Here is a 26,352-nt window from a genome sequence, read left to right as displayed (position 1 = left end):
AGATGCAACAACCGGGCGCAGTGCGCTGGCCGCAGGGTAAACGCGGCTGTATGGCGCTGGCGTTTGACCTCGACGGTCCCACCGGCGATGCCATGCTGAATGGCAGCCTGTGGTCAACGCCAGAGTATTTTACCTTTGGGGCTTACGGGCCGTACCGCGCGCTCGGGCGTCTGCTTGACCTGCTGCGCGCCTTCCACCTTCCCGCCACCTTCTTTGTGCCGGCGTGGGTGGTGGAGCAGTGGCCGCAGCAGTGTCAGGCGATTATCGAACAGGGCCACGAAGTGGCCTATCACGGCTATCGCCACGAATCCTTTTGGGCGATTTCACCGGATGAACAGCGCGCAGTCATGGCGAAATCCGCTGAAGTCTTTCACCAGCATCTGGGCATCACCGCCTGCGGTTTTCGTACGCCGTCGGGCGACTGGCATGCCGAAACGCCACAAATCCTGCGTGACGCGGGCGTGATCTACTCCAGCAGCATGCGCGGCGACGATCGTCCTTACAGCATTCCGGTGGCGGGCCATACGCCGCTGGTGGAGATCCCCGGTAAGTGGGAGATGGATGATTACGCCTCGCTGGCCTACACGCGCCAGCCCGACTTCCCCAAAGGTGGCGACCGCATCGCCAGCTATGCGCATACGCGTGATAACTGGCAGCGCGAGTTCGATGGCGCGATGGATGAAGGCTTGTGCCTCACCACGCTGTTCCACCCGAAAATCTCTGGCCAGCCGGGACGCTTGTTGCTGCTGGAACAGCTGTTTGCACATATGACGGCGCGCGATGACGTTTGGTTTGCGCGCTGCGACGCGGTGGCGCAGTGGTATTTGCAGGAGCAACAGCATGACTGAACCTTCACGCTGGCCGCTGGGTTTCCAGTCGGCGGCGATCCTCACTATCGATTTCAACGATATTCACGGCATTCTCACTCAGGCTCCGGCAGTGGCGGGGCGCGATAAAACGCTGTCGGTGTGGCGCTACGGCACACTGCGCGGCGTCGATCGCTTGCTGGCGCTGCTGGCAGAAAAGCAGCTCAAAGCCAGCTGGTGTATGCCCGCGATTGTCGCCGAACAGCAGCCGGAACTGGTGCAGCGCATCGTGACCGGCGGCCATGAAATCGCCTGCAGCGGCGATACCCACGAAGATTTCTCGCTGCTGACGCTGGAGCAGCAGATCGCCAGCGTGACGCGCGGCTGCGACAAACTGGCGCAGATAACCGGACGCAAAATCACGGGGTTCCGCACGCCCGCCGGGCAGTGGAAACCGGGACTGGCGCAGGCGTTGATCGCACGCGGCATTCAATGGTCATCGAGCTGGCGCGGCGACGATTTGCCGTACTTCCATCCCGGTACGCGTCTGGTGGAATTGCCGATGCACTACACGCTGGAAGATGAGCCGTACTTCGCCTTTAACCTCAGCCCGGCTATTCCGCCGGGACAATCGCGCATCGCGCCGTATGGCGAAACCCTGGCGAATATGACGCAGGATTTCCACGGCTTTCACCGCTTTGGCCTGTGCTACTTGCTGCGATTGCATCCGGAAATCATCGGCACCGCCGGACGCATTGGTTTGTTGCGGGCGCTGCTCGACATGCTGCAACAGCACAATGTGTGGATCGCCACCGCTGAGCAGGCGGCGGCACACTGGCAGACGCAGCCGGATAACGATGTCTGCCATCCGGCGGAGGTGTTTACCCGCATCACTGGAGGTGCGCATGGCGAACTCGCTTGATCAACTGGCGGCCTTTATCGCCGGGACGCGTTTTGCACAACTGCCTGAACCGCTGGTGGAGCAGGCGAAACGCCATCTGCTTGATACGCTCGGTGCTTCGCTGGCGGGCTGCGACAGCCCGATCTGGCGCGAGTGTCTGGCGCTGGTGCAGGCCGAAGGTGGCCGCGAACAGGCGCAGATTTGGGGCAGCGCGCAGCAGGCCAATCCGCGACAGGCGGCGTGGCTGAACGGCGTGGCGGGGCACATGTATGAACTCGACGATACCGGCGGCTGCGATCACTCCGGTGCGGTGGTGATCCCGGCGCTGCTGGCGGCTTTGCCGCTGGCGACGCAGCCGGTGGACGGGCAAGCGCTGCTGGTGGCGATGGTGATCGGCTATGACGTTGGCCGCCGCGTGTTAGAAGCCTGCGGCGGTTACTCGGCGCACAACGGCGCAGGCTGGCACTCTACCGCCAGCTGCGGCGTGTTTGGTGCGGCGGCGGCGGTCTGTTCGCTGCTGCAGCTGGATCGCGCGCAGTGTGCGTCTGCGCTGGGCATTGCCGCCAGCTTCAGCGGCGGTTTGTGGGGCTTTATTCACGATGGATCGCACACCAAGAAACTCCATGCCGCGCGCGCAGCAGAAGGCGGCGTACAGGCCGCGCTGCTGGCACAACGCGGTATCAGCGGCCCTTCAGTGGTGTTTGAACCGCGCTGGGGCGGCTTCCTGCAAACCTTAGCAGCGGAAACCCAGCAGCCGCAGGCTTTGACGGCCGATCTCGGCGAGGTGTGGAAACTGGCGCGCTGCTCAATCAAACCCTACGCTTCGTGCCGTGGCACCCACGCGGCGATTGATGCGCTGGGAATCCTGCTGCAACAGCATGATGTGCGGGTAGAGCAGATCGCGCGCATCGTGGTGGGCGTTAATCCGTTCCTGCTGGAGATGTGCGGCGGACGCGAGTTACACAGCCTGGCGGCGGCGCAGATGAGCCTGCCGTATGCGCTGGCGGCGCGCGCACTGTACGGCTCAGCGGAGCTGGCCAGTTATGACGACGCCAAACGCCTGCATCCCGATGTGGAAGCGTTGCTGGCACGTATTGAGCTGGTGATCGATGAGCAGCAGAGCCGCGACGACGAGCCGTGGGTGCGGCTGGAAACCGGGCAGGGCGCGCAGTGGCAGCAGCATGTGCCGGTGCCGTCAGGCGCGCCAACCAATCCGCTCACGCTGGATGCCTTGCTGGCGAAATACCGCAGTTTGGCCGCGCGCGTATTGCCGCTGGAGCAGGTCGAACAGCTCGAGGCGGTGTGTCTGGAGCTGGATGAAGTGGCGGATGTGCGGGAAGTGGTGGGGTTGTTGGGGATTGGGTGATTTTTTCCTTTTGGTGTGTGCTCGCTGTCCCCCATCCCGGCCTTCCCCCATTAATGGGGGAAGGAGACGCTGCCACATGCAGCTTCAGAACGAATATGTGGCAGCATCTTCCTCCCCCATTTATGGGGGAGGACCGAGGAGGGGGACAGCGTGCACATTCAAACCACAGCGAGCACATTCAAACCACAGCGAGCACATCCAAACCACAGCGAGCACATCCAAACCACAGCGAGCACATTCAAACCACAGCGAGCACATTCAAGCCACAGCGAGCACAAACTAAACCCTGCCTGCTAACCCCTCAATCCGCGCTATCGCTGCCAGCAAGCGCGCTTCGGTCACCGTTTCGGCCATGTTCTCCATATCCGGCGCATGCACTGATTCGCGCACAATCAGCGCCAGCTCACTCTCATCCAGCTCGGCAATCTCGCTCAGCGTCAGCGGCACGCCGCAATCGCGCGCCAGGCGCATCTCATCCAGCACTTCCTCATCGGTGCGGTTCTCCAGCGCCAGCAAACAGAGATTGCCAAAGCCGACCAGCAAGCCGTGCCCAAACTCGCGGGTTTTATCGCAGAAGGTAAAGCCTTCATAAATCGCATGCGAAGCCGCCGCGTGTGCGCCGTTGCTCATTAGCGAGGTTAATCCTGCCCAGGTGAAGATCGCATCCAGCACCTGATCGAGCGACGCGCTGCTCTCACCACGCAGCACTGCGGCATAGGCTGCCGGTCCATGTTCACCAATTAAGTCATAACAGATCTGGCTGTGCGCCAGTGACGAGAGCGCATTGCCCTCGCGTGCCGGATGACGTGCGCTGACCGCGCGGAACTCGTACCACTTCGCCAGCGTATCGCCCAGCCCGGCGGCCAGCCAGCGGGCGGGCGCTTTAGCCAGCAGCTCGCTGTCAATGATCACCGCCGCCGGTGCCTGCGGCAGCGGGAAGATGTCGAAGAAATTGCCGTTATCGTCATAGCGAATACTCAGCGGCGTCACCGCGGAACAGGTGGCGGCGATGGTTGGCAGCGTGATCACCGGCACGCCAATCTGTGCGCCTACCGCTTTCACCGTATCCAGCGATTTACCGCCGCCCACGCCAATCAGCACCTCAGCGTGCAGCTCGCTGGCCATCGCTGCCAGACGATTGATCTGATTGATCGAGGTTTCACCGCCAAACCACTCTTGAGCTAACAGCGTGACGTTGGCCGCCAGCAGCTGCGCGCGAACCTGCGCTTCTACTGCCTGCAACGCCTGATGGCCGCCAATCAGCAGCGCACGCTGTCCCAGTCCGGCGCAGATCGCGCCTAATTGGTCGATCACGCCCGCACCGCGCAGCACGCGCGCCGGGAAAACCAGATTTTGTTGTGTCATCACTTGTTCTCTGTGTAACGGACGCCGGGCAACACGCACAGCATCTCATAAAGGATATTGGCCGCCAGCTGCGAGGTCATACCGCTGATGTCGTACGGCGGCGAGACTTCCACCAGATCGCCGCCCACCAGATTGAGTCCACGACAGCCGCGCACGATCTCCAGCCCTTGCATCGAGGTTAAACCGCCCACTTCCGGCGTGCCGGTGCCGGGTGCCCACGCGGGATCGAAACTGTCGATGTCGTAAGAGAGATACACCGGGCCGTCGCCGATACGCGCGCGCACCTCGGCCATCATCGGCGTCATGGAGCGATACCAGCACTGTTCGGCGGGCACCAGATGGAAGCCCTGATCGACGCCCCACTGAAAATCATCGGCGGCGTAACCTTGCGCACGTTGCCCGATTTGCACCACGCGCTGGCAGTCGAGCAGGCCCTCTTCCACCGCGCGGCGGAACGTGGTGCCATGCGCGATCTTCTCGCCAAACATCTCGTCGTTGGTGTCGGTGTGGGCATCAATGTGAATCAGCCCCATCGGCCCATGCTTCTTCGCCAGCGCGCGCAAAATCGGCAGCGTCAGCGTGTGATCGCCGCCCAGCGTTAACGGGATAATCGGCCAGTTATTCAGCTCGGTATAATAGTTTTCAATGATATCGACTGATTTCAGCAGGCTGTAAGTGTTGATCGGCACATCACCGAGATCGCCGACGCGCAGCGAATCAAAGGGCGCGGCGCCGGTGGCCATGTTGTAGGGTCGGATCATGACTGAATCGGCGCGGATGGCGCGTGGGCCATAGCGCGTACCGCTGCGCTGCGAGGTGCCGATATCCAGCGGAATGCCGACGAACGCCACATCCAAATCGGCTGGTGATTCAGCGGCGGGTAAACGCATCATGGTGCCGCGTCCGGCGAAACGGGGCATTTCGTTGCCGCCTTGCGGCTGGGGGAGATCGGTCATCACGCACTCCTTCAGTCAGGTGAAACCCATCATTACCCAGCCCGCGCGCCGGAAAAATCCTTGACAGCCGATAATCACTTCAGAGATTACTTAACTTTAGTCAGCAATCTCTGAAGGAAAATCGGTGCAGACGCTTCCCAATCTTAAACTGCTGCAGGTGTTCGCCAGCGTGGTGGAAAATCAGGGCTATTCGCGCGCGCAGCAGGCGCTGAACATGACCACGCCGGCCATCAGCGCCTACATGAGCGAGCTCGAGAGCCAGCTCGGTTTTATCCTCTGTCAGCGCGGGCGCGGCGGCTTTACCCTGACCAGCAAAGGCGAGCAGTTCTATCGCTACAGTCAGGAGATGCTGGCGACGCTGGCGGGTTGGCAGGAGCAGGTAGAGACGCTGAAAAGCGCGCAGGGCGGCACTTTCTCGCTTGGCGTGGTGGACGCCACCGTCACCGATAGCACGCTGGATCTGCCTGCCGCTATCGCCCGCTTTAACCAGCGCTTTCCGGCGGTATTCTTTAATCTGAGCGTGCGCGATCCCAATGAGTTGCAGCAGCAGTTGCTGGAGGATCGGCTCGATTTGGCGATTGGGCACTTTCCGCTGCGCGCCAGCAATCTGGTGACCATTCCGCTTTACGAAGAACAGCATTGGCTCTATTGCAGCCCGCAACATCCGCTGGCTGAGGGTCATCCGGATGTGCGCACCGTGCAGCAAACCGGCATGGTGACGCGGCGTTACTGGAATCAGCAGGAGCTGAACAAGCGCGGCTTCCGCCAGAGCAACGCCTCAGTTGAGAGCATCGAAGCGCAGCTGACGCTGATTCTCTCTGGCCGCTTCATTGGCTATTTGCCCGAGCACTACGCGCGCAGCGGGGAACTGCAGGGCACGCTGCGCCGCCTGCTGCCGCACCATTTCCACTTCCGCGCGCCTTTCTCTTTTGCGTTCCGCCGTGGGCGCGCGCGTGAAACCTTAATCCGCGCGATGCGTGAAATTCTGAATCCAGCGCGAAAAAATAGCAGCGAAAGCTGACGCTGCGCCAATACTGTGTAAAAATACAGGCCAATTCAGCAAACAGTAACGAAAATGGCCCTGACAGCAGCGATAAAAAGCCAGATTGCGCAATGGTATAAGGCGCTGCAGCAGCAGGTTCCTGACTTTATCCCGCGCGCGCCGCAGCGCCAGATGATTGCCGAAGTGGCGAAAAGTCTGGCCGGTGACGAAGGTCGTCATCTGGCGATTGAAGCGCCCACCGGCGTCGGCAAAACTCTCTCTTATTTGATTCCCGGCATTGCGGTGAGCCGCGCCGAGGAGAAGCGGCTGGTGATCAGCACCGCCAACGTGGCGTTGCAGGACCAGATCTTCAGCAAGGATCTGCCGCTGCTGAAGAAAATCATCCCCGATCTCACTTTTACTGCCGCCTTTGGCCGTGGACGCTATGTTTGTCCGCGCAACCTTGCGGCGCTGGCGGCGACCGAAGATCAGCAGGGCGATTTGCTGCTCTATCTGGATGAAGAGGCGGTCACCGGCTCGAAAGAGGAGCAGAAATTCTGCGCCAAGCTAGAGAAGCAGCTCAGTAGCTACCGCTGGGATGGCTTGCGCGATCACACCGATGTCAACATCGAGGACAGCTTGTGGCAACGCCTCTCCACCGACAAAGCCAACTGCCTCGGGCATCACTGTCGCTGGTATCGCGAATGCCCGTTCTTTGTCGCGCGTCGCGAAATTGAGCAGGCGGATGTGGTGGTCGCCAACCATGCGTTGGTGATGGCGGCGATGGAGAATGAATCGGTGCTGCCACCGGCGAAAAACCTGATGCTGGTGCTGGACGAAGGCCATCATCTGCCGGAAGTGGCGCGCGATGCGCTGGAGATGAGCGCGGAGATCACGCCCGGCTGGAGCAGTTTGCAGCTCGATCTGTTTGTGCGGCTGGTGGAAACTATCATGGCGCAGTTCCGCCCAAAATCGCCGCCGCCGCTCACCAATCCGGAACGCCTGAAAGGCCACTGCGATGAAATGCGCGAGCTGCTGCAGATCCTGTGCGATGCGCTCAATCCGCTGCTGCCGGGCCATAATCAGCCGGGCGAGTTCCGCTTTGTACTGGGTGAATTGCCGGAAGAGCTGCTGAGCCTGTGCGCGCGGCTGTTCAAGCTGAGTGACGCGCTGCGCGGCTTAAGCGAAGGCCTGCTCAACGAGTTGGGCGAGCAAACCGGGAAAGCCGATATCATGCGGCTGCATAAAGCTATCATTCAGCTCAATCGCCACTTCGGCTGGTTCGAGTCGATCAGCAAACTGTGGCGGCTGGCGGCGATGGAGAAAGCTTCCAATGCGCCGGTGTCGAAGTGGATTACGCGTGAGATCCGAGAAGGCCAGGCGCATCTGCTGTTCCACTGCGCGGGCATTCGCGTGAGCGATCAGCTGGAAAAAATCCTGTGGCGCAAAATCCCGCATGTGGTGGTGACGTCAGCTACTTTACGCTCGCTCAACAGCTTCAACCGTTTGCAGGAAATGTCCGGCCTGAGTGAGAAAGCCGGCGACCGCTTTGTGGCACTGGATTCACCGTTTAACCATATCGACCAGGGCAAGCTGGTGATTCCGCAGATGCAGTTTGAACCGCAGATGGCGCAGGAAGCGGAGCACATTGCCGAGATGGCGCGCTTTTTCCGCCAGCAGATCGCCGAAGAGAAGCACAAAGGGGTGCTGGTGCTGTTCGCCAGTGGCCGCGCGATGCAGCAGTTTGTCGCACATATTCCTGATCTGCGCCTGTCGATGCTGGTGCAGGGCGATCAGCCGCGTTCGCGCCTGGTGGCGCTGCATCGGGAACGCGTCGAAGCCGGTAAAATCAGTATTCTGGTCGGGCTGCAATCGTTCGCCGAAGGGTTGGATTTGAAAGGCGATCTGCTGTCGCAGGTGCATATCCATAAAATCGCTTTTCCACCGGTAGACAGTCCGGTAATTTTGACCGAGGGCGAATGGCTGAAGAGCCTGAAACGCTATCCGTTCGAAGTGCAGAGCTTGCCGAGCGCCTCCTTTACCTTGATTCAACAGGTAGGACGTTTGATTCGCAGCCACAGCTGCTTTGGCGAAATCGTGATTTACGATCGCCGCCTGCTCAACAAAGCCTATGGCAGCCGACTGCTGGCCGCGCTACCGGTGTTCCCGATTGAGCAACCGCCGATGCCGGAAGCCAGCAGTGACATGACGAAAAAACGTCGCAGTAAGAAAATCTAACGATCAATTTTTGGCAGCCGCACGACGGCGCGCCCTGGAAGCGGGAATGCCTGATGGAACTGAATAAAATTATTAAAGAGATTGGGCGCGGTAAAAATCACGCGCGCGATATCGATTTCGCCACCGCGCAGGCGCTCTACAGCGCGATGCTGGCCGGTGACGTGCCGGAGCTGGAGCTGGGTGGCGTGCTGATTGCGCTGCGCATCAAGGGCGAAGGCGAAGAGGAGATGCGCGGTTTTTATCACGCGATGCAGCAGCAGATGATGCAGTTGCAGGCACCCGCTCATCGTCCCATGCCGATTGTCATTCCCAGCTACAACGGCGCGCGTCGTCAGGGCAATCTGACGCCGCTGCTGGCGCTGCTGCTGGTGAAGCTGGGCTTCCCGGTGCTGCTGCACGGCGTCAGTGACGATCCCACGCGCATCACCACCGAAGCGGTGCTGGCGGCGCTGGACATCGCGCCTGTCACCTCCGCCGCACAGGCGCAGGCGAAACTGGATAACGGCGAACTGGCGTTTATCACCATCGACCATCTGTGTGCGCCAATGGCGCAGCAGCTGTCGCTGCGCTGGCGCATGGGCGTGCGTAACAGCGCGCATACGCTGGCGAAACTGGCGACGCCGTTTGCCGAACGTGCTGCGCTGCGCCTGGCCAGCGTCTCGCATCCGGAATATGTGCCGCGCGTGGGGAAATTCTTCCAGGATATCGATGCACCGGCGATTCTGCTCAACGGTACCGAAGGCGAGGTGTATGCCAATCCGCAGCGCTGCCCGGCGATTAACTACATTCGTGGCGCGGGTGCAGAAGCGGAAGTGTGGGTTGAGCGCCAGCCGGAAGTCAGTGTGGAACTGCCGGAAAGCAAAAGCGCACAGGACACCGCCGCGTGGATCAATCAGGTATTAGCCGGGGAACGCGCGGTGCCGCAGGCGCTGCGTTTGCAGCTGGCGTGTTGTTTGATGGCGACCGGTGAATCGGCTAGCCTGGCGGATGCAGAAGTGAAGTTACAGTTGGCGGGGATGTGAAGAATAAAGCCATTGAATTAAGCGCCTCATTTACAGCGCACACAAGCTGTAGCGGCGCGATTAATCGCGCTGTTCAATGGCGGCAATGTCGCCATCCAGCGATTGCGCAATAAATTGCGCCGCGACGGCACGAGCAAGCATCCGCCATTCCTGGCGACCGCCCTCACGCTTTCGCCAGCACGCGCTCTACCAACTGCTGCCAGAAGGTAATACCAATCGGCAGCAGCTCATCATTAAAGTCGTAATTGGCGTTATGCAGCGGTGCGGACGGCGTTGCGCCATCGGCACCCAGCCAGAAATAGGCGCCGGGGCAGGCTTGCAGCATGCAGGCAAAATCTTCCGAAGCCATTGAAGGGTTCACCTGCCAATGCACCTGCGCCTCGCCAAGCACATCAACCGCCACCGCACGCACCTGTTCGGCTTGCTCCGCATGATTGGCGGTGACAGGATAACCGGGATACCAGTGAATCTCGCCGCTGACGCCAAACGGGCGCGGCAACGTCGTGACAAAATCCTCAATCAGACCGCGCACGCGATTACGCACGTCGGTCTGCAAACATCGCACCGTGCCGCGCAACACAATCTGCTCAGGAATGACGTTAATCGCTTCGCCGCCGTGAATCTGCGTCACGCTCACCACCGCCGAAGCCAGTGGCGACAGACGACGCGACGGAATGGTTTGCAGCGCCAGAATCAGCTCGGCAGCAACCACCATGGGATCGGCCCCGCTTTCCGGCATCGCCGCATGGCAGCTTTTACCGTGCAGCGTAATTTCGAACGAGTCGAGTGACGCCATCATCGCATCCGGATTCACCGCCAGCGTGCCCACCGGCATGCCCGGCCAGTTGTGCATGGCGTAAACCGCATCCATCGGGAAGCGCTGGAACAGGCCTTCTTCCACCATCTTGCGCGCGCCACCGAGATTCTCTTCGGCGGGCTGGAAGATGAAGTGAATGGTGCCGCTGAAGTTACGCGTAGCCGCCAGCTGACAAGCCGCCGCCAGCAGAATAGAAGTGTGACCATCATGGCCGCAGGCGTGCATGACGCCGGCTTTTTGCGACTTCCACTGCGGCGCGCCTTTTTCGGTGATCGGCAGCGCATCCATATCGGCGCGCAGACCAATAACCGGGCCGGGACCGTTCTCTAAGGTGCCGATTACGCCGGTGCCCGCTAAGCCACGAAATACCTGTAATCCGGCCTCGGTGAGGACCTGTGCGACGAGCTCGCTGGTCTGCTGCTCCTGGTAACCAAGCTCAGGATGTTGGTGTAACTGACGACGCCAGTTGAGGGCGTTTTCCAGCAGTGCAGCAGGCAGGCTCATAAGGTAAGACTCTCCATTAGCAGCGTGAGCTGCAAAATAATGTATTTACTGTAGTGGCAAGCGTATGGCGGCGTCTATCGCGGAACGGAATAATTTGGCTATAGGGTATAGCGGAATGGAATATAGCGAATGGGCTGGTGAGCGCCTTCTCCCGCTTGCGGGAGAAGGCTGGGATCAGGGGAATGCTGCACAATGTTGAAAGGTGCGCGCTGTCCCTCACCCTAACCCTCTCCCGCAGGCGAGAGAGGGGATTGGCGGCGTGCGCGGGTTGGACGTTATTTCTGCATCGGCAGGTTGAGACCGTGCTCCTGCGCGCAGCTTTGCGCTAATTCGTAACCCGCATCCGCGTGACGCATTACGCCGGTGGCCGGATCGTTCCACAGCACGCGGCCCAGACGCGCATCGGCTTCTTTGCTGCCGTCACACACAATCACCACGCCGGAGTGCTGCGAGAAGCCCATGCCGACGCCGCCGCCATGATGCAGACTCACCCAGGTCGCGCCGCCTGCGGTGTTCAGCAGGGCATTGAGCAGCGGCCAATCGGATACCGCATCCGAGCCGTCTTTCATCGCTTCGGTTTCACGGTTCGGTGACGCCACGGAACCGCAATCCAGATGGTCGCGACCGATGACGATCGGCGCTTTCAGCTCGCCGTTACGCACCATTTCGTTGAACGCCAGCGCCGCTTTGTGGCGCTCGCCGAGACCCAGCCAGCAGATACGCGCCGGTAAGCCCTGGAAGGCGATACGCTCCTGCGCCATGTCGAGCCAGCGGTGCAGATTCTGGTGATCCGGGAACAGCTCTTTCAGCTTGGCATCGGTTTTGTAGATATCTTCCGCATCACCTGACAGCGCCACCCAACGGAACGGGCCTTTGCCTTCGCAGAACAGCGGGCGAATATAGGCCGGCACAAAACCCGGGAAATCGAAGGCATTTTTCACGCCCTCATCCAGCGCCACCTGACGGATGTTATTGCCGTAATCCACGGTCGGGACGCCCATGTGATGGAAATCCAGCATCGCCTGCACATGTACCGCCATTGAGGCGCGCGCGGCTTTCTCCACCGCTTTCGGGTTGCTGACACGCTCGGCTTCCCAGCGCGCCAGATCCCAACCAACCGGCAGATAACCGTTAATCGGATCGTGTGCTGAGGTCTGATCGGTGACGATGTCCGGCTTCATGCCGCCCGCTTTGGCACGTTTCACCAGCTCCGGCACGATTTCAGCGGCGTTGCCCAGCAGACCAACAGAAATGGCACGTTTCTCTTTGTTGGCCTGATCAATCAGCGCCAGTGCTTCGTCCAGCGTATAGGCTTTGTGGTCGACGTAGCGGGTGCGGATACGGAAATCGATACGTGATTCCTGGCACTCAATCGCCAGCACGCTGGCACCGGCCAACACACCCGCCAGCGGTTGTGCGCCGCCCATGCCGCCCAAACCGGCGGTGAGGATCCAGCGGCCGCTGAGATCGCTGTCGTAATGCTGACGACCCGCTTCAGCGAAGGTTTCGAAGGTACCTTGCACGATGCCCTGCGCACCGATGTAGATCCACGAACCGGCGGTCATCTGGCCGTACATCATCAGGCCTTTTTGATCCAGCTCGTGGAAGTGATCCCAGTTGGCCCAATGCGGCACCAGATTCGAGTTAGCCAGCAGCACGCGCGGCGCATCGGCATGCGTACGGAACACGCCCACCGGTTTACCGGACTGGATGAGCAGCGTCTCTTCCGGCTGCAGGGCGCGCAGCGAACGCAGGATCTGCTCAAAGCACTCCCAGTTACGCGCGGCTTTACCGATGCCGCCGTACACCACCAGATCTTCCGGGCGCTCTGCCACGTCAGGATCGAGGTTGTTCTGGATCATGCGGTAAGCCGCTTCAATCAACCAGTTGGCGCAGTGCAATTCATTACCGCGCGGCGCACGGATTTCACGGGCTACAGCCTGAGTCAAAGTTTCGCTCATCATCGATTCCTTAATTAACAGTCTTACGCTGGCTTGGCAGCAGCGCGGTAAGGGATTCAGGCCATGCAGGTGCGCTGGCCCACAGACGCATGGATTCGATATCCGGCGCCAGTAAACGGTCGTGATCGAGGAAGGCCACCTTCTCGCGAATGCGGCTCATCTCTTGCTCCAGCGTCGGCGAACTCTGTAGCGGACGATGGAAATCAATGCCTTGTGCCGCAGCCATCGCCTCAATGCCAACTACAGCGGCGGTGTTAAAGCACATGCTGCCGAGGCGGCGGGCCGCGTAGGTCGCCATCGAGACGTGATCTTCCTGGTTAGCGGAGGTTGGCAGGCTGTCAACGCTGCCCGGATGCGCCAGCGATTTGTTCTCAGACGCCAGCGCTGCAGCAGTGACCTGCGCAATCATAAAGCCGGAGTTAACGCCGCCATCATTGACGAGGAACGGAGGTAAACCGGAAAGGCCGGTATCCAGCAGCAGCGCCAGACGACGCTCGGAGATCGCGCCGATTTCGGCAATCGCCAGCGCCAGAATATCAGCGGCGAAGGCCACCGGCTCGGCGTGGAAGTTACCGCCGGAAATCACATCGCCACTGTCGCTGAACACCAGCGGATTATCGGAGGCGGCGTTGGCTTCAATCTGCAACACGCGCGCGGCGTGCGACAGGTTATCGAGGCAGGCGCCCATCACCTGTGGCACGCAGCGAATCGAGTAGGGATCCTGCACGCGGCCGCAGTGAGTGTGTGAGCCGAGGATTTCACTGCCGGCTAATAAAGAGGAGACGGCGGCGGCAACGTTGATCTGTCCCAGCTGGCCGCGCGCTTCGTGGATCCGCGCATCGTAAGGTTTCACCGAGCCTTTAATCGCTTCCAGCGACAGTGCGCCGGCCATCAGGCCCGCCGCGAACAGGTTTTCCGCTTCGAACAGCCCGCGCAGCGCCAGCGCATTCGAAACCTGCGTGCCATTGAGCAGCGCCAGACCTTCTTTGGGGCCCAGCACAATCGGCTGCAGGCCAACGCGCGCCAAGCCTTCGGTCGCGGGGATTAACTCGCCATCGACGCGTACCTGACCTTCGCCCAGTAGCATCAGGGAAAGATGTGCCAGCGGGGCCAGATCGCCTGACGCGCCCACCGAACCTTTCTCCGGGATGCACGGCATCACGCCGGCGTTGAACAGCGCCAGCAGCGCTTCAATCAGTTCGATACGCACGCCAGAGTGACCGCGCGCCAGGCTGATAATTTTGGTCGCGACCACCAGACGCGCCACGTTGTCTGGCAGCAAATCGCCGAGGCCAACGCTGTGCGACAGCACCAGATTGCGCTGCAGCTCGGCCAGCCGCGCCGAAGGGATCTGCGTCTGCGCCAGCTTGCCGAAACCGGTGTTGATGCCGTACACCACGTTGCCGGATGCGACGATGGCATCGACGGTTTCATGGGCACGCGCAATCGCTGCGCGCGCGTCATCGGCCAACGTGAGCGTTACCTTGCTTTGATAGATGGTGCGCAAGGTAGCGAGGTCCACTTCACCGGGAACAAGGCGAATTTCCTGAACCGAACCTGACATAGTCTACTCCTGTCTATACAAGTGATCTGGCATGATTGGGACGCCGATATTTTGCAATGTGGCTGTCCGATTTGCCGTGGATTACGATGAGTGAAGCATAAGTGTCTAATCTTGTCTATACAAGTAGCAAGCGCTATGCCAGATTGTTCTTGTTCTGTGAAATACGACGCAATGCGCGTTATGCGGTGTAAACGCAGCGGGATTGCACCGGAGCAGGGCGAAAGCTGCACCAATACTGGGCGACTTGCACAATTAGATGTATATACATTTACGGGCTGAGACAGTAAACTTTGGGCATTATTCTTTAAAGGAACAGGAAATGGCGGAGCAAACAGCAGTAGCACAGCTGGCTGCGGCGATGGGCGATGAGCCTGCGCCGATTTACCAGCGAGTGAAGCAGGCGATCGTCAGCCAAATCCGCGAAGGTCACTGGAAAGCCAACCAGCGCGTGCCGTCTGAAAGTGAACTGGTGAACGAGCTGGGCGTCAGTCGTATGACCATTAACCGCGCGCTGCGTGAACTCACCAGCGAGGGTTTTCTGGTGCGCATGCAGGGCGTGGGCACCTTTGTCGCGGAGATGAAGGGCTACACCGCGATGCTGGAAGTGCACAACATCGCCGATGAGATCGCGCAGCGCGGCCATCGTCACAGCTGCAAGATTTTGTCGATTGGGCAGATGAAGGCCGATCCGGAACAGGCGGCGGTGCTGGGATTATCCACCGGGCAAACGCTGTTCCATTCGCTGATTGTGCATTACGAAAACGATCTGCCGGTACAGCTGGAGGATCGCTTGGTCAATCCGCTGGTGGCGCCGGATTATCTCAGCCAGGATTATCATCAGCTAACGCCGTACACCTATTTGATGCGCGTTGCGCCGCTGACCGCCGGTGAGCATATTGTGGAAGCGGTGCTGCCGGATCTGCGCCAGCGTAAGCATCTGGCGCTGGATGAACATGAGCCGTGCCTGCTGATTCGTCGTCAGACGTGGAGCGACAACAAGATTGTGACCTACGCGCGCCTGTTGTATCCGGGATCGCGCTATAAGTTGCTGGGGCGCTTTAGAGGACATGGTTGAGCAAAGATTTCCCTCACCCTAACCCTCTCCCGCAGGCGGGAGAGGGGACTAAGTGCGCCTTCTCCCGCCTGCGGGAGAAGGCTGGGATGAGGGGAACGCGGCACTTATTCAACCCGACTGAGCATCACAAACAGCAGGCTGGCATCTGAGGTTAACGGTTCAAGCTGCGTAAGTTCATCCATCCACCACACACCTTGATTGACGGCTAGTTTTTCCCCCGCCGATGTTTGCCATTCTCCCGCCAACACCCACGCCACGCCGTTTTCACTGCTGGCCGTTTTTTGCTCAACGGTAACCTGAGAACGCCAGCTGTCGCGGCGCGTCATGATATTAAAATCCTCACAGCTGCCGCGAATGCGGGCGTCAATCGCCCATTCACCGGGAAACGGCCAAGGTCGATGCGGCTGTAAAACGTGTTCCCCGTGATCGCCGCGCAACAGCACGCTATCGCCGTGCAGCAGGGTAATCACGCGATCGATGCCGGGAAAAGGTGAAAACGGCCCGTCGGCGGAGATGGTAGCGATGCTGGCGCGCCAGGCAAACTGCGCGTCGCCCGGCGGATAACTGACGATTTCTCGTGTTTCACCGCCGCCGTTGCGCCAGCGGCTGACCGGAAGCTGGTCGTAGGCAAAACGGGTGCTCATTGTAACGCCCTCATCGCCCCGGCAAAGTTCGCTGCTGCACGCTCTTCTGCCGCATGATGGCCTTCGCTGATTACCTGCTTGCCCGCCACAAACACGTCGCGGATCTGTTCGCGCTGGCCGCCAAACAGCCAGCGGTTCAACAGCGCTGTGCTGCTAACGCTGCTGAGGAACGCGTCTTCAGCCAGCACCAGCCAGTCAGCACGTTTGCCTATCGCCAGTTCACCCGCCGGCAAACCACATGCCTGCGCGCCGCCCTGTGCGGCTTGCTGCCACAGCAGATCGCCTACGGAAGGTTGATTGGGCAAGGTGATGCGGTTGCGACGACGATCGCGCAGTCGCTGGCCGTACTCCAGCCAGCGCAGCTCTTCCAATGCGCTAAGCGACACGTGGCTGTCGGAGCCAATGCCCCAGCGGCCGCCGCGCGCGATGTACTCGACTGCCGGGAAAATGCCGTCGCCGAGGTTGGCTTCCGTGGTCGGACACAATCCCGCTACCGCGCCGCTTGCCGCCATGCGCTGAATTTCGTCGTCATCAAGATGAGTGGCGTGAATCAAGCACCAGCGCTGATCGACCGCGAAGCGATTGAGCAGCCACGCCACCGGACGCTCACCGCTCCACGCCAGGCTGTCGTTAACCTCTTTCTCCTGCTCGGCGACGTGAATGTGCACCGGTACATCCTGCGGGCAGGCGGCTAATACTTCGTGCATCTGCGCTTCATTTACCGCGCGCAGTGAATGGAAGCAGATGCCATGATTAAGCAGCGGCTTATCCGCGCTCCAGCTCGCCACGCGCTGCTGCTGTTGCAGGTAAGCGTCGGTTTGCTGAATGAAACGGCGCTGGCCGTCGCTGGCCGGTTGCGAACCAAAACCGCTGTAGCTGTAGAGCACCGGCAGCAAGGTTTGGCCGATGCCGGCGGTCTCCGCTGCCGCCATCAGTGCCAGCTGCATGGCATCATCGGCGTAGGGTTTGCCGTGCGCATCGTGGTGCAAATAGTGGAATTCCGCCACCTGGCTGTAACCGCCTTTCAGCATGTCGATGTAGAGATGCGTGGCGATAGCGCCAACCTGCTCGGGCGACAAGCGCTGCACCATGCGATACATCAAATCGCGCCATGTCCAGAAGCTGTCCTGCGGATCGCCCGCCACTTCAGCCAATCCCGCCATCGCGCGCTGGAAGGCGTGTGAATGCAGATTCGCTATCGCCGGAATCACCGGTCCGGCAAGACGCGTGGCATCGCCGGGCTCGCTGTTGGGCGCGAGTTGGGTGATCTGTCCGGCTGCGTTGGTGGTAATCAGCACGCGCTCATGCCAGCCGTCGGCCAGCAGTGCGCGTGGGGCAAAATAGGTTGTCATGATTGATCCTGCATGGCGGAAAGTTGTATATACATATACATACTTTGAAGCGCAGTGTAAATCGCCGAACGCGAAGGGGAGTGGGATGGCAGAAACAGAGCAGATCGACAGCCTGTGGCTGGGGGCCGACATCGTTACGATGCGTGACGGGCACTACAATCTGATTGCCGACGGTGCGCTGGCGGTCGATCAGGGAAAACTGATTTGGGTGGGGCCACGCAGTGAATGCCCGGCTTTTGCCGCGCGTGAACAGCACCAATTTTCCGGCGGCATCATCACGCCCGGTTTGGTGGATTGCCATACGCATCTGGTGTTTGGCGGCGATCGCAGCCAGGAGTTTGAGCAGCGTCTTAATGGTGTGAGCTATGCAGAAATCGCTGCACAGGGCGGCGGCATTCTCTCCACGGTGCGCGCCACCCGCGCGGCCTCGCAGCAAGAGCTGGTGGCAAGTGCGCGCTGGCGGCTGGATCGCCTGCTGGCGGAAGGCGTCACCACGGTAGAGATTAAATCTGGTTACGGTCTCGATGAAGCCAGCGAACTGACCATGCTGCGCGCCATTCGTGAGTTGGCGGAAACGGTGCCTGCCGATGTGCAGGCCACTTGCTTAGCCGCGCACGGTTTCCCGCCGGAGTTTAAAGACAATCCGCAAGGCTGGATCGATATCATCTGCCAGCGCCTGTTACCGCAGGTGAAAGCAGAAGGGTTGGCGGATGCGGTGGATGCGTTTTGCGAGCATTTGGCCTTTTCTCCTGAGCAAGTTCGCACGGTCTTTGATGCCGCCAAAGCATTGGGCATGCCGGTGAAACTGCACGCCGAGCAGCTTTCGGCGCTGGGCGGCGCGGCGCTGGCGGCCAGTTACGGTGCGCTCTCCGCCGATCATCTGGAGTACGCCACCGCAGCGGATGCGCAAGCGATGGCGCAGCACGGCACCGTGGCGGTGTTGCTGCCGGGCGCGTTTTATCTGTTGCGTGAAACCCAGCGTCCGCCGGTAGCACTGTTCCGAGAACACGGCGTAGCGATGGCGCTGGCCAGCGATGCCAATCCGGGCACCTCACCGGCGCTTTCGCTGCGACTGATGTTGAACATGGGCTGCACGCTGTTTGGTTTAACGCCGGAAGAGGCGTTAGCGGGCGTGACCTTGTGGGGCGCAAAAGCGCTGGGATTACAGCACTCGCACGGTTCGCTGGAAGCGGGCAAGGTGGCGAATTTTGTTCACTGGCCGCTGGCGCGTCCGGCTGAGCTGGTTTACTGGCTGGGCGGCGAATTGCCTTGCCAGGTTATTTATCGTGGAGAAGCGCAATGACACCTTTTCATTTCACCGCCGGTAAGATTCCGCTGCTGGTCAGCATTCCTCACGCCGGCACGCAGTTAACGCCGGAAGTGGACGTCGGCCTGAGCGACGCAGCGCGCGGCCTGCCGGATACCGATTGGCACTTGCCGCTGCTGTACGATTTTGTGCGCGATCTCGGCGCCAGCGTGTTAATTGGTCACTATTCACGTTTTGTTATTGACCTTAATCGCCCGGCGGATAATCAGCCGCTCTACACCACGGCGACCACCGGCTTGTATCCGGAAACCCTGTTCGACGGCAGCCCCACCTTTGCACCGGGTAAAACGCCGAGCGCCGAGGTACGCCAGGGTTATCTGGACACGATTTGGCAGCCTTATCATCAACAGCTGCAGCAGGAGCTTGCACGCCTGAAAGCTGAACATGGTTACGCGCTGCTGTTTGATGCGCACTCGATCGCCTCGGTGATCCCGCGGCTGTTTGAGGGGCGTTTACCGGATCTCAACATCGGTACCAATGATGGCGCCAGCTGTTCAACGGCGGTGATCAACGCGATCAAACAGGTGTGTAATGCGCAAAACGATTACAGTTGGATCGCGAACGGACGCTTTAAAGGCGGCTATATTACCCGCGCCTACGGCCAGCCGGATCAAGGCGTGCAGGCGGTGCAGCTGGAGCTGGCGCAGCTCAATTATATGGATGAAACCCCGCCGTTTGCCTGGCAGCAGGATCGCGCAGCGCAGCTGCAGAAGGTACTGAAACCGCTGATGCAGGCGTTTCTAGACGCCGGTAAATCGAACTAAATCCCCGCACCTATTCGTAGCGGCGCAATTTATTGCACGTTATTCAGATTGGCAATGTGGTCGCCATTCATACGCGCGATTAATCGCGCCGCTACGATTCATGTTCCTGCACCATCACAATGCACACCTTGCCTCCTCGCGGTGCAATATTACGTCCATCGCGTGACCATCTCCCTGAATTTGCGGCTTTGCCGATTTGGCATAGTGCTTGCTAGGTTGTATGTACAAGTAAAGACCGCGCATCGATTATTAATTTTTATACTGGCTGGCTCACAAAAAGCTTATGCCGACAATGATCTGCCGCACGCTAACTTGTATATACATGAAAGGTCATCTGCAAATATTGCACAAGCAGAGACTGCCAAATTCGATTAATAGCCAGGAGAAGCCGCATGACGCACCGCGCCCCGATTCGCCGTTTTTGCCTCACGACCCTGTTTGCCAGCCTGATGATCAGCGGCATTGCCGTCCAGGCGAAAGAGTGGAAATCGATCACCATCGCTACCGAAGGCAGCTATGAACCCTGGAACCTGACGCTGCCGGGCGGCAAGTTGGGCGGCTTTGAACCGGAACTGATGGAAGACCTGTGCAAGCGCATGGGCATTCAGTGCAAGCTGGTGGTGCAGAACTGGGACGGCATGATCGCCGGCCTCAACGCCGGAAAATATGACGTGATCATGGATGCGATTGTCATCACGCCAGAGCGCAAAAAAGTGGTTAACTTCACCACGCCATACGCTTCAACGCCCGCCACCTTTATTACCACTAAAGACAATCCGCTGCTGCCGGCCGATCACAACATCATCAAGCTGCATGACGACGAGAAAGCGATCAACGCGGCAATTGCCCCACTGAAAGCGGCGCTGAAGGGCAAAACCATTGGTATCGCCTCCGGCACGGTTTACACGCCCTTTATCGACAAGTACTTCAAAGGCGATACCGAGGTACGCGAATACACCTCTTCGGCGGATGCGATGCTCGATCTGCAATCCGGTCGTATCGATGCGGTGTTCGATGACGTGACCTTTGCGCAATCAATGCTGGCGCGCAAAGAGAACAATAATCTGGTCTTCAGCGGCCCACAGCTCGGCGGTCCAATTTGGGGCGAGGGCGAAGCAATGGGCGTGCGCATGGCGGATAACGATCTGAAAGCCAGGCTGGATGAGGCGATCCATGCCGCGCTGGCTGACGGCACGGTGAAAAAGCTCAGTGAGAAGTGGTTTAAAACTGACGTAACTCCGTAAGTGAGGTGAAAGATGATGAGCCTGCTGAGTTTTGGTGCTGATGGTTGGGGCCGCCTGATCCTGAGCGCCGCCTGCACTACGCTGCTGCTGTCGCTGGTGGCGCTGATGATTGGTGCGGTGGTCGGTTCCGGTGTGGCGGCCGCCAAATTATCGCCTCAGCGCTGGCTGCGCTGGTTGGGTGAAGGCTATTCGGTGGTGTTTCGCGGCATCCCGGAACTGCTGGTGATCTACCTGTTCTATTTTGGTGGATCCGGCCTGATTACGCTGGTTGGGCAGATGTTCGGCGCAGATGGCTTTATCGAAGCGCCGCCGTTCCTGATTGGGGCGCTGGCCATCGGGCTCATCTCGGGTTCGTATCAGGGTGAAGTGTATCGCGCGGCGCGTCTGGCGCTGGCCAAAGGCGAAGTGGAAGCGGCGGTGGCGATTGGCATGCCACGCTGGCGCATTGCGCAACGCATTCTGCTGCCGCAGGTGGTGCGTTACGCGCTGCCGGGCATGTCGAACGTGTGGCAGATGAGCCTGAAAGACTCGGCGCTGGTGTCGGTCACTGGCATCGTCGAGCTGATGCGCGCCAGCCAGGTTGCGGCGGGATCCACGCGCGATTACTTCACGTTTTATCTGGTTGGCGCTGCCTGTTATCTGGTGCTGACGCTGGTGTCTAATCATGCGTTTCGTCGGGCAGAGTCGCGCCTTGGTCGCGCGTGGCAAAGTCGCACTGCGGCGCAGCATTAAGGAGCAGCAGCATGATCGACTTCGCTTTTCTCTCGGATACCTTCCTCAAGCTGAGCGCCGCGCTGCCGGTGACGCTTGGCCTGTTTATCAGCGCCTTTCTCTGCGGCGGCATATTGGCGATTGGCATTTTGTCACTGCGCATGAGCCGCTGGCGGGTGCTGAGCGGCTTCGCACGCGGCTACATTCTGGTGTTTCGCGGCTCGCCGCTGATGATTCAGCTGTTTCTCATCTATTACGGTCTTGGCCAGTTTGGCGTCATCCGCCACAGCTTCGTCTGGCCGTTCCTGCGCGAGCCATTTATCTGCGCGGTACTGGCGCTGTCACTCTGTACGGCAGCTTACACCGCTGAGATTTTGCGTGGAGCGCTGCTCGCCGTGCCGGCTGGACAAGTGGAAGCCGGTCTCGCCTGCGGCATGTCACGCTGGCTGCTGCTGCGCCGCATTATCGCGCCGATCATGCTGCGCTATGCGTTGCCGGCGTACTCCACCGAAGCGATTTTGCTGGTGAAATCCACCGCACTCGCCAGCCTCGTCACCGTGTGGGACGTGACTGGCGTGGCGCAGCAGATCATTCAGCGTACCTATCGCACCATGGAAGTGTTTGTCTGTGCGGCGGCGATCTACCTGATTCTCAACTTTATTATCGTCCAGCTGTACGCGCTGTTAGAGCGCCGTCTGACCCCGGCGCATCATGTCGCAAAAAAGCCGATGCCCGCCGTTAAACCGCTTGCCGGAGAGTAATATGCATTCCACATCACCCGTTACCTTATCCGCCACTGATATCCATAAATCCTTTGGCGCGATGGAAGTTCTGAAAGGCATTTCGCTACAGGCGCATCAAGGCGATGTCATCTCGATTCTTGGCGCCAGCGGCTCGGGCAAAAGTACCTTGCTGCGCTGCATTAACCTGCTGGAAACGCCGGATGCTGGCGTGGTGAGTGTCGGCGGCGAAACCATTGAGATGAAACGCCATGCGCGCGGCCATCAGCTGGCGGCCAATCCGAAACAGATTGAGCGTTTGCGTTCACGCCTTGGCATGGTGTTCCAGAGCTTTAATCTTTGGTCGCACATGACGGTGCTGCAAAACGTCATTGAAGGGCCGCACTATGTGCTGAAGCGCGACAAGAAAAGCTGCATCGCTCAGGCGGAGCAACTGCTGGATCGCGTTGGCTTACTCAATCGCAAAGATTTCTACCCGGCGCAGCTGTCGGGCGGCCAGCAGCAGCGCGTGGCGATTGCCCGCGCGCTGGCGATGGATCCGGAAGTGATGCTGTTTGATGAACCGACTTCGGCGCTCGATCCGGAACTGGTGGGCGAAGTGCTGAAAGTGATGCGCAGCCTGGCGGAAGAGGGGCGCACCATGCTGGTGGTGACGCACGAAATGGGCTTTGCGCGCAACGTCTCCAACCGCGTGGTGTTTATGCATCAGGGCACCATTGATTGTCAGGGCGCGCCGGAAGAGATGTTTGGCGAGCAGGGATCGCAGCGCTTTAAGCAGTTTATCTCCAGCCATCACGGCGCGGAGCAGCCAGCATGACCATCGTATGGGGCGACAGCCCCTTAACCTGGCAAGAGCTGGTGCAGGTGTCGCGGCACAACGCGGAACTCAGTTTGAGCGTCAGCGCCTGGCAGCGCATTGCGCAGGGGCGCGCGATTGTCGATGAGATTGTCGCCAGCGGCCAGATCGCTTACGGCATCAATACCGGCCTCGGCGCGCTGTGCAACATCACCCTGCCGGAAGATCAGCTCAGCCAGCTGTCGCGCAATACGCTGCTGAGTCACGCCTGTGGCGTGGGGCCGCTACTGACGCGTGAGCAGGCGCGCGCCATTCTGTGCGCGGCGATTGCCAATTACAGCCACGGCAAATCGGGCGTGTCGGTGGTACTGGTGCAGCATCTGCTGGCGCTGCTCAATCAGCATATTACGCCGCAGGTGCCGTCGCAGGGTTCGGTCGGCTACCTCAGCCATATGGCGCATATCGGTCTGGCGCTGATTGGTGTCGGCGACGTGGAGTATCAAAACCAGATCATGCCCGCGGCGCAGGCGTTAACGCTGGCGGGATTACAGCCTTATCGTCCGGGGGCCAAAGAGGGTTTGAGCCTGGTCAACGGCACGCCGTGCATGACCGGCTTGTCCTGCCTGGCGCTGGATGATGCGGCGCGTTTGCTGGATTGGGCAGATGTCACCGGTGCGATGAGTTTTGAGGCGCTGCGTGGACAGCGGGTGGCCTTTGATGCCGAAGTGATCGCGCTGAAAGCCAGTCCGGGCATGCAGCTGAGCGGTCAGCGCTTACGCGCATTGCTGAGTGATAGCCCGCTGCTGGCGACCAGCGTTGGCATTCGCACTCAGGATGCGCTCAGCCTGCGATCCATGCCGCAGGTACATGGCGCCAGCCGCGATCAGTTCGATCACGCGGCGCGCCAGATTGAAACCGAACTCAATGCCTGCACCGATAATCCGCTGGTGCTCGGCACGGCGGATAACTGGCGCGTAGTGTCGCAGGCTAACCCGCACGGCGAATCGGTGGCGATGGCGGCGGATCTGCTGGCGATTGCCATGGCGGAAATCGGCAGCATCGCTGAGCGGCGGCTTGATCGTTTGGTCAATCCGCTGGTGAGCGGCTTGCCGGCGTTTCTGGTGGCGCAGCCGGGCGTTAACTCCGGCATGATGATTGCGCAGTATGTGGCGGCGTCACTCTGTGCGGAGAATCGCCAGCTGGCGCAGCCGGCGGTGCTGGATAACTATGTGACGTCGGGTTTGCAGGAGGATCATCTCAGCCTCGGCACCGGCGCGGCGCTGAAGCTGCTGAAGCTGGTGGGCAACGTGTGGCAGATTCTGGCGATCGAGTATCTGCTGGCGGCGCAGGCGCTGGATTTCCACGGCGAAGAGCAGCTGGCGCAGGGAACGGCGCAGGCATTGCGACGCTTGCGCGCGGTGGTTGCCAACTGGCAGGAAGACCGCTGGCTGGCACCGGAGATCGCGCGGGCGGTAGAGGTGTTGAAGAGCGGTTTGTAACATGGTCGCCATTTACGGCGACCTGACCAAGGATCAGCGGCGAGCGTCCGGGCGCACCAAATCGAAACGCAGTTCTTCGCTGATGCCGTAATAGGCCGACGGGCCTCCGGCACGCAGGATTGGCTGTGCTTTGGCCGTTTGATAAATACCCTCTTCCAGCAGGGCTTCATCAATATGAATGGCGACCGCTTCGCCCAGCACCAGCCAGCTATCAATCGGCTGGCCTTGGGCATCCTGCAACTGAATCAACTGCGTCAACTTACACTCAAAATTCACCGGGCTTTCCGCCACCATGCTGACATTGACATGTGACGCTGCAAGCGGCGTTAATCCCGCCAGCGCAAACTCATCCTGTTCGGACGACACTGATGCGGAGCTCTCATTCATCGCCTCGGCCAGCGGACGCGTGGCCAGATTCCAGACAAACTCTTTGGTCTCTGAAATATTTTGTACGCTGTCTTTCCAGCCGCTGCTGGCAAAACCAATAATCGGCGGATGATAGTTAAAGCAGTTAAAGAAGCTGTAGGGCGCTAAATTGCGAACCCCGCTGGCGCTTTGCGAGCTGACCCAGCCGATTGGGCGAGGGCCGACGATGGCGTTCAACGGATCGTGCGGCAAACCGTGTCCCGCGCGGGGCTGATAAGAGTAACGCTGACGAGTCATAACCATCCTTATAAGAGAACCTGAGTGTGGTGCACTAATCTCATCTAATACGGTGAATTCGATTAAGCGCATTGTGCGATGCCGCTAGCCAGAGTATCTTACGCCCGCGCTATTTTCCGGAGAAACTATGAACAAGCCAGCCGCCACGTCACCTTTCCATCCGCGTAACCGCCACCAGGGCCGTTATGATTTTGCTGCTCTGACCGCAGCCCATCCGCCGCTGGCGGTGAAAGTGCGTCCCAACGGCTACGGCGAGTTGTCGGTGGATTTCGCCGATCCTGAAGCGGTGATGCTGCTGAATCAGGCGCTGCTGAAGCTGTTCTACAACCTCAACTGGCAGCTACCTACAGGTTATCTGACGTCGCCGGTGCCGGGCCGTGCCGATTACGTGCATGCGCTGGCCGATCTGCTGGCGAGCGACAACGGCGGCGTGGTTCCACGCGATCTGGATGTAATGGACATCGGCTGCGGTGCGAACTGCATCTATCCGCTGATTGGCAACGCCGAATATGGCTGGCGCTTCACCGGCACCGATATCACCGCCGAAGCGATTACCGTGGCCGGGCAGATTGTGGCGAGTAATCCGGGCTTGCAGCGCGGCGTGCGTCTGCGTCGGCAAAAAGAGGCCTCGGCGATTTTCGCCGGCGTGGTGCATAAGAATGAACGCTATCATGCGGTGCTGTGCAATCCGCCTTTCCATTCATCTGCGGAAGAGGCGGCCAGCGTGGGTCAGCGCAAAACGCGCAACCTTGGCTTAGGCAAAAATGCGCCGCTCAATTTTGGTGGCCATCACAACGAATTGTGGTGTGACGGCGGCGAGCGCAAGTTCGTTGGTCAAATGATCGCTGAAAGCGTGACGCACTCAGACGCCATTATTTGGTTCACCTCGCTGGTCTCACGCAAAGAGAATTTACCGGCGCTGCGCGACCAACTGCGCGATCTCGATGCTTATGAAGTGCGCATCATCGAAATGGCGCAAGGTCAGAAGCAGAGCCGCTTTATTGCCTGGACGTTCCAGCCGCCGGCGACGCGCGCCAAACGGCTGAAACGCTAAC

23 protein-coding genes are annotated in these 26,352 nt (G+C 59.9%); 15 read left to right on the top strand and 8 right to left on the bottom strand.

The annotated features are described in order from the left end of the window. Window positions 1–2: 2 nt before the first annotated feature. Genes KVT28_RS05730 through KVT28_RS05720 form a run of 3 tightly spaced genes read left to right on the top strand, consistent with a single transcriptional unit; the run spans window position 3 to window position 3,073 of the window. The gene (locus KVT28_RS05730) at window positions 3–848 is read left to right on the top strand and encodes a polysaccharide deacetylase (RefSeq protein WP_101763139.1); all 846 of its coding nucleotides are present in this window, start codon (window positions 3–5) and stop codon (window positions 846–848) included. Then, the gene (locus KVT28_RS05725; protein WP_217547170.1) at window positions 841–1,728 is read left to right on the top strand and encodes a polysaccharide deacetylase; all 888 of its coding nucleotides are present in this window, start codon (window positions 841–843) and stop codon (window positions 1,726–1,728) included. The genes KVT28_RS05730 and KVT28_RS05725 overlap by 8 nt, the downstream gene beginning before the upstream one ends. Next, entirely contained in the window at window positions 1,712–3,073 is a 1,362-nt protein-coding gene (locus tag KVT28_RS05720) for an MmgE/PrpD family protein (RefSeq protein WP_217547168.1), read from the top strand. Before KVT28_RS05725 ends, KVT28_RS05720 begins: the two co-directional genes overlap by 17 nt. A 279-nt stretch (window positions 3,074–3,352) precedes the next feature. Here the strand turns inward: KVT28_RS05720 and KVT28_RS05715 are convergent, their stop codons facing one another. Both KVT28_RS05715 and speB read right to left on the bottom strand, forming a co-directional pair. Next, a complete protein-coding gene (locus KVT28_RS05715; RefSeq protein ID WP_217547165.1) occupies window positions 3,353–4,438 on the bottom strand; it encodes an iron-containing alcohol dehydrogenase family protein in 1,086 nt (361 codons plus the stop codon). Beyond that, on the bottom strand, window positions 4,438–5,394 hold the full coding sequence (gene speB / locus KVT28_RS05710) for an agmatinase (RefSeq protein WP_217547163.1): 957 nt from the start codon (window positions 5,392–5,394) through the stop codon (window positions 4,438–4,440). The genes KVT28_RS05715 and speB overlap by 1 nt, the downstream gene beginning before the upstream one ends. A gap of 124 nt (window positions 5,395–5,518) precedes the next feature. Between speB and KVT28_RS05705 the strand changes: the two genes are divergently transcribed. The 3 genes from KVT28_RS05705 to ybiB are packed head-to-tail and all read left to right on the top strand — an operon-like array spanning window position 5,519 to window position 9,636. Next, window positions 5,519–6,415 carry a LysR family transcriptional regulator gene (locus KVT28_RS05705; RefSeq protein ID WP_101763134.1) on the top strand — a complete coding sequence of 299 codons (897 nt, stop codon included), beginning with the start codon at window positions 5,519–5,521 and terminating at the stop codon, window positions 6,413–6,415. A 54-nt stretch (window positions 6,416–6,469) separates the two neighbouring features. Then, window positions 6,470–8,614 (top strand): ATP-dependent DNA helicase DinG, encoded by a 2,145-nt coding sequence (gene dinG / locus KVT28_RS05700; RefSeq protein WP_217547160.1) that lies wholly within the window; start codon window positions 6,470–6,472, stop codon window positions 8,612–8,614. A gap of 53 nt (window positions 8,615–8,667) precedes the next feature. Continuing rightward, complete coding sequence (gene ybiB, locus KVT28_RS05695) at window positions 8,668–9,636, top strand: DNA-binding protein YbiB (RefSeq protein WP_101763132.1); 969 nt, start codon at window positions 8,668–8,670, stop codon at window positions 9,634–9,636. A gap of 163 nt (window positions 9,637–9,799) precedes the next feature. Here the strand turns inward: ybiB and KVT28_RS05690 are convergent, their stop codons facing one another. The 3 genes from KVT28_RS05690 to hutH (KVT28_RS05680) all read right to left on the bottom strand — a co-directional run bounded on the left by KVT28_RS05690 (window position 9,800) and on the right by hutH (KVT28_RS05680) (window position 14,482). Continuing rightward, window positions 9,800–10,957, bottom strand: coding sequence for a M20 aminoacylase family protein (locus tag KVT28_RS05690; RefSeq protein ID WP_101763131.1), 1,158 nt, complete (start codon window positions 10,955–10,957; stop codon window positions 9,800–9,802). A 275-nt stretch (window positions 10,958–11,232) separates the two neighbouring features. Continuing rightward, entirely contained in the window at window positions 11,233–12,918 is a 1,686-nt protein-coding gene (gene hutU / locus KVT28_RS05685; RefSeq protein WP_110865798.1) for a urocanate hydratase, read from the bottom strand. Window positions 12,919–12,928: 10 nt separating this feature from the next. Next, entirely contained in the window at window positions 12,929–14,482 is a 1,554-nt protein-coding gene (hutH, locus tag KVT28_RS05680; RefSeq protein WP_217547157.1) for a histidine ammonia-lyase, read from the bottom strand. 319 nt (window positions 14,483–14,801) lie between these two features. Here hutH (KVT28_RS05680) and hutC point away from each other — a divergent pair, with 319 nt between their 5' ends. After that, window positions 14,802–15,557: a histidine utilization repressor gene (gene hutC, locus KVT28_RS05675; RefSeq protein ID WP_008102577.1), complete on the top strand. Its 756-nt coding sequence runs from the start codon at window positions 14,802–14,804 to the stop codon at window positions 15,555–15,557. A gap of 104 nt (window positions 15,558–15,661) precedes the next feature. Here the strand turns inward: hutC and KVT28_RS05670 are convergent, their stop codons facing one another. Next, window positions 15,662–16,201, bottom strand: a complete 540-nt coding sequence (locus tag KVT28_RS05670; RefSeq protein ID WP_217547155.1) for a HutD family protein — start codon at window positions 16,199–16,201, stop codon at window positions 15,662–15,664. After that, window positions 16,198–17,553, bottom strand: coding sequence for a formimidoylglutamate deiminase (locus KVT28_RS05665; RefSeq protein WP_217547152.1), 1,356 nt, complete (start codon window positions 17,551–17,553; stop codon window positions 16,198–16,200). Before KVT28_RS05665 ends, KVT28_RS05670 begins: the two co-directional genes overlap by 4 nt. 85 nt (window positions 17,554–17,638) lie before the next feature. On the opposite strand from KVT28_RS05665, the gene hutI reads away from it, so the two are divergent. The 7 genes from hutI (at window position 17,639) to hutH (KVT28_RS05630) (ending at window position 24,634) form a co-directional block, all read left to right on the top strand. Continuing rightward, complete coding sequence (hutI, locus tag KVT28_RS05660; protein WP_217547150.1) at window positions 17,639–18,856, top strand: imidazolonepropionase; 1,218 nt, start codon at window positions 17,639–17,641, stop codon at window positions 18,854–18,856. Beyond that, window positions 18,853–19,644: an N-formylglutamate deformylase gene (gene hutG / locus KVT28_RS05655; protein ID WP_217547147.1), complete on the top strand. Its 792-nt coding sequence runs from the start codon at window positions 18,853–18,855 to the stop codon at window positions 19,642–19,644. Before hutI ends, hutG begins: the two co-directional genes overlap by 4 nt. A gap of 392 nt (window positions 19,645–20,036) precedes the next feature. Beyond that, on the top strand, window positions 20,037–20,888 hold the full coding sequence (locus tag KVT28_RS05650; RefSeq protein ID WP_192236565.1) for a transporter substrate-binding domain-containing protein: 852 nt from the start codon (window positions 20,037–20,039) through the stop codon (window positions 20,886–20,888). Window positions 20,889–20,900: 12 nt separating this feature from the next. Then, on the top strand, window positions 20,901–21,620 hold the full coding sequence (locus KVT28_RS05645) for an ABC transporter permease (protein ID WP_101761023.1): 720 nt from the start codon (window positions 20,901–20,903) through the stop codon (window positions 21,618–21,620). 11 nt (window positions 21,621–21,631) lie between these two features. Next, complete coding sequence (locus KVT28_RS05640) at window positions 21,632–22,360, top strand: ABC transporter permease (RefSeq protein ID WP_217547145.1); 729 nt, start codon at window positions 21,632–21,634, stop codon at window positions 22,358–22,360. Between the two features lies 1 nt (window position 22,361). After that, window positions 22,362–23,156: an ABC transporter ATP-binding protein gene (locus KVT28_RS05635; protein ID WP_192236563.1), complete on the top strand. Its 795-nt coding sequence runs from the start codon at window positions 22,362–22,364 to the stop codon at window positions 23,154–23,156. Next, entirely contained in the window at window positions 23,153–24,634 is a 1,482-nt protein-coding gene (gene hutH / locus KVT28_RS05630; protein WP_217547143.1) for a histidine ammonia-lyase, read from the top strand. Before KVT28_RS05635 ends, hutH (KVT28_RS05630) begins: the two co-directional genes overlap by 4 nt. Before the next feature lie 33 nt (window positions 24,635–24,667). Here hutH (KVT28_RS05630) and KVT28_RS05625 read toward each other — a convergent pair whose 3' ends face one another. Beyond that, the gene (locus KVT28_RS05625; protein ID WP_101761019.1) at window positions 24,668–25,297 is read right to left on the bottom strand and encodes a flavin reductase family protein; all 630 of its coding nucleotides are present in this window, start codon (window positions 25,295–25,297) and stop codon (window positions 24,668–24,670) included. 127 nt (window positions 25,298–25,424) lie between these two features. Between KVT28_RS05625 and rlmF the strand changes: the two genes are divergently transcribed. After that, a complete protein-coding gene (rlmF, locus tag KVT28_RS05620; protein WP_217547140.1) occupies window positions 25,425–26,351 on the top strand; it encodes a 23S rRNA (adenine(1618)-N(6))-methyltransferase RlmF in 927 nt (308 codons plus the stop codon). Window position 26,352 lies beyond the last annotated feature (1 nt).

The organism is Pantoea sp. GbtcB22 (assembly GCF_019091025.1).
Classification (GTDB): domain Bacteria; phylum Pseudomonadota; class Gammaproteobacteria; order Enterobacterales; family Enterobacteriaceae; genus Pantoea; species Pantoea leporis.
Note: the sequence above shows the minus strand (reverse complement) of the source record. Positions and strands in the feature narration are given on the sequence as shown.